Source organism: Brevundimonas diminuta ATCC 11568 (assembly GCF_000204035.1).
Classification (GTDB): Bacteria; Pseudomonadota; Alphaproteobacteria; order Caulobacterales; family Caulobacteraceae; genus Brevundimonas; species Brevundimonas diminuta.
In genome coordinates this window covers 1,548,893-1,556,684 of record NZ_GL883086.1, presented here as the reverse complement: position 1 = coordinate 1,556,684, position 7,792 = coordinate 1,548,893, and the positions used below count along the sequence as shown (strand labels likewise).

7 protein-coding genes are annotated in these 7,792 nt (G+C 69.7%); 3 read left to right on the top strand and 4 right to left on the bottom strand.

The window, feature by feature from the left end:
- Positions 1–411: hypothetical protein (locus BDIM_RS11370; protein WP_040345875.1), on the top strand; the 411-nt coding region annotated here is incomplete at its 5' end.
- 64 nt (positions 412–475) lie between these two features.
- Here BDIM_RS11370 and BDIM_RS11365 read toward each other — a convergent pair.
- From BDIM_RS11365 to BDIM_RS11350, 4 genes are all read right to left on the bottom strand, one after another.
- The gene (locus BDIM_RS11365; RefSeq protein ID WP_003165746.1) at positions 476–1,135 is read right to left on the bottom strand and encodes a hypothetical protein; all 660 of its coding nucleotides are present in this window, start codon (positions 1,133–1,135) and stop codon (positions 476–478) included.
- A gap of 82 nt (positions 1,136–1,217) precedes the next feature.
- Complete coding sequence (gene hdhA / locus BDIM_RS11360; protein WP_003165745.1) at positions 1,218–1,979, bottom strand: 7-alpha-hydroxysteroid dehydrogenase; 762 nt, start codon at positions 1,977–1,979, stop codon at positions 1,218–1,220.
- An 80-nt stretch (positions 1,980–2,059) separates the two neighbouring features.
- Positions 2,060–3,529 carry a sigma-54-dependent transcriptional regulator gene (locus tag BDIM_RS11355; protein WP_003165744.1) on the bottom strand — a complete coding sequence of 490 codons (1,470 nt, stop codon included), beginning with the start codon at positions 3,527–3,529 and terminating at the stop codon, positions 2,060–2,062.
- Between the two features lie 115 nt (positions 3,530–3,644).
- Entirely contained in the window at positions 3,645–5,441 is a 1,797-nt protein-coding gene (locus tag BDIM_RS11350; protein ID WP_003165743.1) for a DUF4153 domain-containing protein, read from the bottom strand.
- Positions 5,442–5,563: 122 nt separating this feature from the next.
- On the opposite strand from BDIM_RS11350, the gene BDIM_RS11345 reads away from it, so the two are divergent.
- Positions 5,564–7,354, top strand: a complete 1,791-nt coding sequence (locus tag BDIM_RS11345) for a M3 family oligoendopeptidase (protein ID WP_003165742.1) — start codon at positions 5,564–5,566, stop codon at positions 7,352–7,354.
- A gap of 45 nt (positions 7,355–7,399) precedes the next feature.
- The coding region (locus tag BDIM_RS18005; RefSeq protein ID WP_040345872.1) for a hypothetical protein at positions 7,400–7,792 on the top strand (393 nt) is incomplete at its 3' end.

The window sequence follows — 7,792 nt, the reverse complement described above, 5'->3', positions numbered from 1 at the left end:
AGCCCGACGCCGAACGCCGTCCCGACCCTGCCTGTCGTCGACGAGGCCGCCGCGCGCGCCTTCGTTCGCGAGGAAGGCTCCACGCTGGAGGTGCTGACCTTCGAGCGGGCCGGATCGGTGACGAAGGAAGGAACGGTGAAGGGCTATGCGGCACCGGTCTACGCCGTACCCGTCGCGGCGGGACAGACGCTGAAAGTCGCCTTCAAACCGTCCAACACCAACCTGTATTTCAACATCAGCGACGCGGCGGACCAGAGCGGCGCGGCCGTGTTCCGGGGCGAGGTCGAGGGCGAAACGGCCGAGCTGAAGGCCGCCAAGGACACGACCTATGTCATCACCCCGTTCCAGCCTCGCGCCACGGCGCGTCGGGGGTCGGAAGGCGCCTACGCCCTGACGGTCAGCCGGAACTGACTCGGGAAAGCGAAACGATGGCGAAGGGCGGCGGAGGCGAACTCCGCCGCCCTTCCAATCGCTTTCAGGGCAGGGCGTTCAGGCGCATGGCCGACAGATAGGGTTGATAGGCCGTGCGGGCGGCCGCCGCGCCGGACAGGTCGTCCTGTTCGATATGGATGGTCAGGCCGTAGCGGCCCTTGAGCGCGCTCATCGCCGAGCCGACGCGGCCGCCTGAATCCTTGGGTTCGACGCCGATGACGATGGGCTCGCCGGACGAAGCGTCCATGACCACGGGCAGATAGTCTTCGCCGCCGATCGAAGCCAGGGCGGGCGGGGAGGACAGGGCCGCTTCGCGCAGGCCCTTGGTCATTTCAACGCCCGCGCCGACGCTCTTGAAGGCGGTCTCCTGAGCCGCGGCGAGCAGGCCGGACATGGGGCCGCTTTCCTCGGGAACGGGGGCCTTGGAATCGATCAGCAGGATTTCGGCGCTGGTCCCCGGCTCGCCATAGGTCATGGAGACGGAGAAGGGCTGGCACTCGACCTCGGTCAGCGGCTTGCCAGCGATGGTCTGGGCCGTCGGCATGGCCGCCAGAAGCGGGTGATCCACGCACTCGGACGGCAGGGCGGCCTTGGAAAGGGCGGAAGCGCCGGCTTCAGCCGAGGGCGGGCCCTCGGCGTTGGAGCAGGCGGTCAGGGCGACGACGGACGCCACGGTCAGAACGGCGGCGGTATGACGAAACAAGATGGCGGGCTCCCCCCGGTTGAACTGGAGGGTAGACCTGTGGCCGGAACCGCCGCCGTTTGGAAGCCTCAAGCATCGTGGGTCAGTCCAGTTCCTGAACGCCGCCGCCGGAGACGGTCAGGATCTGGCCGCTGATCCACGACGCGGCGGGCGAGCACAGGAACAGGGCCGCGCGGGCGATGTCCTCGGGCTGCCCCAGGCGGCCCAGCGGCGTGTGCTTGAGCATGGCCTGTTCGATCTCGGGCGTCAGGACGCCGGCCAGGGCGTCGGTCTTGATCGCGCCTGGCGCGATGGCGTTGACGCGAACGCCGCGCGGACCCAGGTCGAAGGCGACGTTGCGGGTCAGATGACTGACCGCCGCCTTGGACGAACCGTAGGAGGCCATGCGGGCGTTCTTGTTGTCCCCGGCCATGGAGGTGATGTTCAGGATCGCCCCGCCGCCTGCGTCCTGCATGTGCGGCGCCGCCAGTTGCATGAAGCGGAAGGGGGCGAAGACGTTGAGCTGATAGGCGCGCTCGAAATCGCTCATGGGCATGTCGAAGGGCTTGGGGCCGCCGCCGCCCGCATTGTTCACCAGCAGGGTCAGCTTGCCGAAGGCCGCGACCACGGCCTCGACAGTCGCGATGCGCTGGGCTTCGTCGGTGACGTCGCAGGCCAGGCCGACCGCGCGTCCGCCGGCCCGGACCACGCCGTCCGCCACGGCCAGGGCCTTGACTGCATCCAGGTCCGTGACGGCCACGGCGGCGCCCGCCGCGGCGAAGGTCTCGGCGATGGCGCGGCCGATTCCGGCCCCGGCGCCCGTCACCAGGGCGACGTGACCGTCCAGTCGGAAATGTGCGTCCATGGTGCAGCCCCTGTGTGAAATCCCACTAGGGAAGCGTCAGGCGCGCGCGAGGGTTCCTGCGCCTGTGGTCTTCGGGCCTCTCAGCCGGCTTCCTTGAGCTGTTCCTCAAGGCCCTGTTCGCGGACCTTGCGATAGAGGGTGGAGCGGCCGATGCCCAGGCGGCGGGCGATTTCGGACATGTGGCCGGAGTAGACCTCGATGGCGTGCTGGATCAGGTCGCGTTCGATCTGCTCCAGTGTGCGGACGTGGCCGCGGTCATCGGTGATGCGGACCGGGCTGTCGTGCTGGGCGTCCTCGTCGCTCGAGACGGACTCGGAGGCCGAGGCGGGCGCGTGCTCGCCGCTCGGGGGAGCGGCCACGGCGTCCAGCGGCACGGCGACGCCCGAGATGGCCGGGAAGTCGTGCGGCTGCAGCAGGGGCGAGTCGGCCAGGACCAGGGCGCGATAGACCGCATTCTCCAACTGGCGGACGTTGCCGGGCCAGTCGTGGCCCTGCAACAGGGCCAGGGTCTCGGGCGAGCAGCCCGCGACGCGCTTGCCTTCCTCGACGTTGAAGCGGGCGATGAAGTGCTCGACCAGGGCCGGGATGTCCTCGCGTCGTTCGCGCAGGGCCGGGGCCTCGATCGGGAAGACGTTCAGGCGATAGAAGAGGTCTTCGCGGAAGGCGCCTTCCTTGACCTGTTGGGCCGGGTCGCGATTGGTGGCCGAGACGATGCGGACGTCGACCTTGACCGGGCGTTTGCCGCCGACGGGGTCGACCTCGCCTTCCTGAAGGGCGCGCAGCAGCTTGACCTGCATGTCCAGCGGCAGTTCGCCGATCTCGTCCAGGAACAGGGTGCCGCCGTTCGCCTCGACGAACTTGCCCGCGTGTTTTTCGTGCGCGCCGGTGAAGGCGCCCTTCTCGTGGCCGAACAGGATGGATTCGACCAGATTGGCGGGCAGGGCGCCGCAGTTGACCGCCACGAAGGGCTTGCCCGCCCGGTCCGAGGCGCCGTGCAGGGCGCGGGCGATGACTTCCTTGCCGACGCCGCTTTCGCCGGTGATCAGCACGGGGATGGAGGACTTGGCCGCGCGCTGGCCCAGGGCCTTGACCATCCGCATGGGTTCGCTGTCGCCGACCATGTCGTCGAAGGAGGAGCGGCCCGTGGCGCGCTTCTTCAGGCGGCCGATCTCGGCGGTCAGCTGGGTCATCTGCAGGGCGTTGCGGACGCCGACCAGCAGGCGGTCGGGGCCGACCGGCTTGACGAAGAAGTCCTGGGCCCCGGCCTGCATGGCCTTGACCACCGTCTCGATGCCGCCGTTGGCCGTCAGCACGATGACCGGCGTGGCCACGCCCGCCGTGCGCATCTCGGCCAGGGCCTCCATGCCCGACAGGCCGGGCATGACGAGATCCAGAAGCACCACGTCGGCGCCGCCGCCCTTGGTCAGACGGTCGATGGCCTCGCCCCCGCTTTCGGCGTGGACGACCGCATAGCCTTCACGGTCGAGCACCGCCTGAATCAGGCGGCGCTGCGTGGGATCATCGTCGACGACCAGAACGGTCTTGGCCATTGGAGCACACCCTTCAACATCACCATCGAACGGCCGTCCTCATTGGGTCGGGACTGGCTCGTTTCGACACAACCCTAGAACGGAGGGAATGAAGATCGGGTTTCGGAGACCTGAGTCAGGGGTTAACGGGGGCGGGCTTCGGGCAGACGGCTTCCGGCTGCAGCCGCCCGGTCACGGCGCCCATGTTCAGATCGGGCCAGGGCGATGCGGCGGTCTTCAGGTCGGGGTGCTTGAGCGACTCGCGCAGATCGCGGCCGCCGGGACCGGGACAATGCGGAACCTGATAGTCGCCCTGATGGACCCAGCGGCCGTCGGCGCCCTGAGCGAACAGGGCGATCCTGTAAGTGGTCGCCAACAGGATTTCGTCGCGGCCGTCGCCGTTCAGGTCGCGCTGTGCGGCGAGGCACTTGTAGTCGCTGTTGCAGGCGTAGCGCGGATCGCCGGACGGCGCCGGGGCCAGGAAGGCGGCGGGCAGGGGCTTGTCCTCCGGCCACGGGGCGATGTTCGGCGCGCGCGGGGGCAGGGCGGCTTCCTCTATGTCATAGCGCGAGGTCACGGCCTGGGCCGCCTTGGCGCGACGGGCGATCTCGGCGTCGGAGGATTTCGCCAGCTCGGCCAGGGCCGCGCGTCCCGTCTTGCCCGCGCCGAAGCGCAGGAAGGCGTAGTCGAACTGGGCCGCGCTGACGGCGCCGCGCTTGAGCCGGGCGGTCTGGTCGTTGACCGACAGGCGGGCCGGATCGGCCAGGGGGCTGAACAGGGCGAGGATGACCAGCACCGTCAGGACGGCGGCCAGGACGTTGGTGCGCTCCAGCGGCTTCATCCAGGCGGTCTTGCGCCACAGGGGCGACAGGGCGGCCCAGCCGTATCCGGCGGCGTAGAGGACGCCGACCAGGGCGCAGGCCGAGGCGATGATGCGGTCGGGCGTCAGGCCGTGCTGGCCGATACGCAAGGACAGGCCCCAGAGCGCGATCAGGATCAGCGGCGTCAGCAGCACCGAGGCGACCCGCACCGCCAGGCGCAGGGCGGCGGGCGGCAGATTGTCCTCGCGCCCGTCCTGATAGGCGGTGTTGATCAGCACGATCAGGGCGGCGGCGGCCGACAGCACCAGGGCCGTGGCGCTGCCCGTCTTCCACAGCCCGTCCAGGCCGGTGAAGGGCAGGGCGGCCAGGAAGCCCGCCACCAGGACGGTGATGACCAGCAGCAGCCAGGACAACAGCATCAGCGCCACCGTCCGCACGCCCCGGATCAGGCCGCCGCGCACGTCGGTCAGCTGCACCGCCACGGCGAAGACCAGGCAGGTGACGGGGATGGAGAACCACTCCTCGCCCAACAGGTCGCTCAGGAAGCTGAGGCCGATGACGCGGAACAGGGCCGCGCCCAGGAACAGCAGCAGCCAGAAGGCGCCGGTGAAGCCCAGCGACAGCACCAGTTGCACGCCCGCCTTCCAAGCGGTGTCGAAATAGTCGTCGTAGTCGGCGATCCAGCGTCGCCCTTGGACGGCCGGAACGATCAGGTGATGGGCGATGAACAGGGCGGCTGCGGCGAAGGCCACGACCGGGAAGCGCAGATAGGGCGGGCGGAAATAGTCGCTCGCCTGCTGGGCTGCGTCGTGCCAGCCCAGCAGCGCCAGAACCGCCGCCGCGACCGCGCCCCACAGCGCCAGCGTCTTCCATCCCATCCGCCCGACGCCCGCCAGCAGCATGATCGGCGCGAACGCCGCCGCCAGCGCCAGGGCGGCGAAGAGCGAAGGCTGGGTTGCGGGCCAGGCCAGGGCCGTGGCGTCCGACGCCGAGCGATACAGCAGATAGAGAACCAGCCCCTGGATCAGACCGATCCCGATGCGGATGGCGGCGAGCCCGCGCGCGCCTTCCAGCGAGGCGCGGCCGGTGGGGTCGGGGGCGGTATGGGTCATATTTGAACAGTGCTCGATTTTGACGGCGAAGGGAAGACGCTTTTCATCGTCCTGGTTTGAGGCTGACCTGCTGAGAGAAGGGCGGCTTGCATCGCGCCCCTCGTCTCTCCACAACCAAGGGCATGAACGCGCCCGTCAAAACGACCGAATTCGCCGACGCCCCGCTGTGGGATCTGTCCGACCTCTACGCCTCGCGCGAGGATGCGCGCATCGCCGCCGATCTGGAGCGGGCCAGGGCGTTGGTCGACCGGATGAACGCCTGGCAGGGGCGGCTGGCCGCGCTGTCGGGCGCCGAACTGGGTCGGGCGCTGGACGAGGCGATCGGGCTTTATGAGCAGGCGGCGGACGTGATGGGGGCCTTGGGCGCCTACGCCTTCCTCGCCGCCTCGACCAATCGCGAGGATGCGGCGGCGCAGGGGTTCGAGGCCGATGTGCGCGAGAAGCTGACCGTCATCGCCACCCCGACCGTCTGGCTGACGCTGGAGATTAATGCGCTGGACGAGGCGGCGGTGGAGGCGGCGCTGACGGCTCATGCGCCCGCCGCGCGCTGGGCCCCGTGGTTGCGCCGGGTGCGGGCGATGAAGCCGCATGAACTGTCGGCCGAGCTGGAGACCTTCATCGCTGAGCGCGGCCCGATTCAGGCGCAGTGGCCGCGCCTGTTCGACGAGACCCTGGCCGCGCTGCGCGCGCCGGTGAGGGATGAGGAGCTGACCCTGGCCGAGGGGCTGAACCGTCTCAGCGACGCGGACGGCGCCAAGCGTCAGGCGGCGGGCGAGGGCCTGTCGACGGCCTTTTCCGGCATCGCCCGGACCATGGCCATGGTGCTGAACACCGTCGCCGCCGAAAAGGCGCTGGAGGATCGCAAGCGCGGCTTCAAACGCCCCGCCGACAGCCGCCACCTGGGCAATGAAGTCGACGGCGAGAGCGTGGACGCCATGGCCGAGGCGGTGGCCGAAGCCTATCCGCGTCTGGCGCATCGCTATTATGCGCTGAAGGCCAAGGCGATGGGCAAGGATCGGCTGGCCCACTGGGACCGCAATGCGCCGATCGAGGCGGCGGCGTCGCGCGCCTATGACTGGGCGGGCGGGCGCGAGGTGGTGCTGTCCAGCTTCGCCGATCTGGGCCGGGACTTCGCCGAGCGGGCGGGCTGGTTCTTCGACCGGCCGTGGATCGATGCGCGGGCGCGGGCGGGCAAGCAGTCCGGCGCCTATGCTCACCCGGTGACGGCGGATCGGCACCCCTATGTCTTTCTGAACTGGATGGGCGAGCGGCGCGACGTGCTGACGCTGGCGCATGAACTGGGTCACGGGGTGCACCAGACGCTGGCGGCGGGGCAGGGCAGCCTGCTGGCCGATACGCCGCTGACGCTGGCCGAGACGGCGTCGATCTTCGCCGAGGGGCTGACCTTCGACCGCCTGCTGGCCGAGGCGACGCCGGACGAACAGCGCGCCCTGCTGGCGGGCCGGATCGAGGACGGGCTGAACACGGTCGTCCGCCAGATCGCCTTCCACCGCTTCGAGACGCGCTTCCATGACGAGCGGGCGGCGGGCGAGGTGCCAGTCGAGCGCATCCGCGAGATCTGGATGGAGGAGCTGGGCGCCAGCCTCGGCCCCTCCGTCGATCTGACCGGCTATGAAGACTGGTGGGCCTATGTCAGCCACTTCGTCCACGCGCCCTTCTATGTCTACGCTTATGCGTTCGGCGACCTGCTGGTCGCGGCGCTGATGGAGACGCGGGCCAAGGATCCGGCGGCCTTTACGCCCCTGTATCGCGACCTGCTGTCGGGCGGCGGGGCGCGGACCTATGTCGAGGCGCTGAAGCCGTTCGGCCTGAACCCGCGCGACCCGGCCTTCTGGACCATCGGGACCAAGCGACTGGAAGGTCTGATCGATCGGTTCGAGGCGCTGGGCTGACCGGAATGCGTTGACAGGCGGGGCGCGGCGTTGAAGCGTGGCCGCATGAAAATCGCGTCCCGTGTGCTTGTTCTCGCCGCCGTCCTCGCCCTGCCGACGACGGTCCTCGCCCAGACGGCTGAGCCTTCCGCCAATCACCGCACCCTGGCGGCGGGCTATAAGGCGTTGACGGTGTGCAGCGCCCTGCATTCGGCGCGCGCGGCGGGGAGCGAGCGCACGGTCGCCAGTGTCGAGGCGAATGAGCTGGTCGGCATCTATCCCGAGCTTCAGCCGCTGGTCGGAAGCATGAAGGCCGAGATGGCTTGGAACGCCGTCACCGTCGCCTGGGATCAGGCCGCGCCGCCGCGCGTCGCGACCTGGACCGACGGGCGCGGCTGCGTCATCGAGCCGATGGGCTATGCGCCGGCGCTGCGCCTGAGCGGACGCCGCTGGCGCGTC

Coding starts and splice junctions, on each gene's coding strand:
- hdhA (WP_003165745.1), bottom strand. CDS start 1,979: ATGGACGCACATTTCCGACTGGACGGTCACGTCGCCCTGGTGACGGGC.
- BDIM_RS11355 (WP_003165744.1), bottom strand. CDS start 3,529: ATGGCCAAGACCGTTCTGGTCGTCGACGATGATCCCACGCAGCGCCGC.
- BDIM_RS11350 (WP_003165743.1), bottom strand. CDS start 5,441: ATGACCCATACCGCCCCCGACCCCACCGGCCGCGCCTCGCTGGAAGGC.
- BDIM_RS11345 (WP_003165742.1), top strand. CDS start 5,564: ATGAACGCGCCCGTCAAAACGACCGAATTCGCCGACGCCCCGCTGTGG.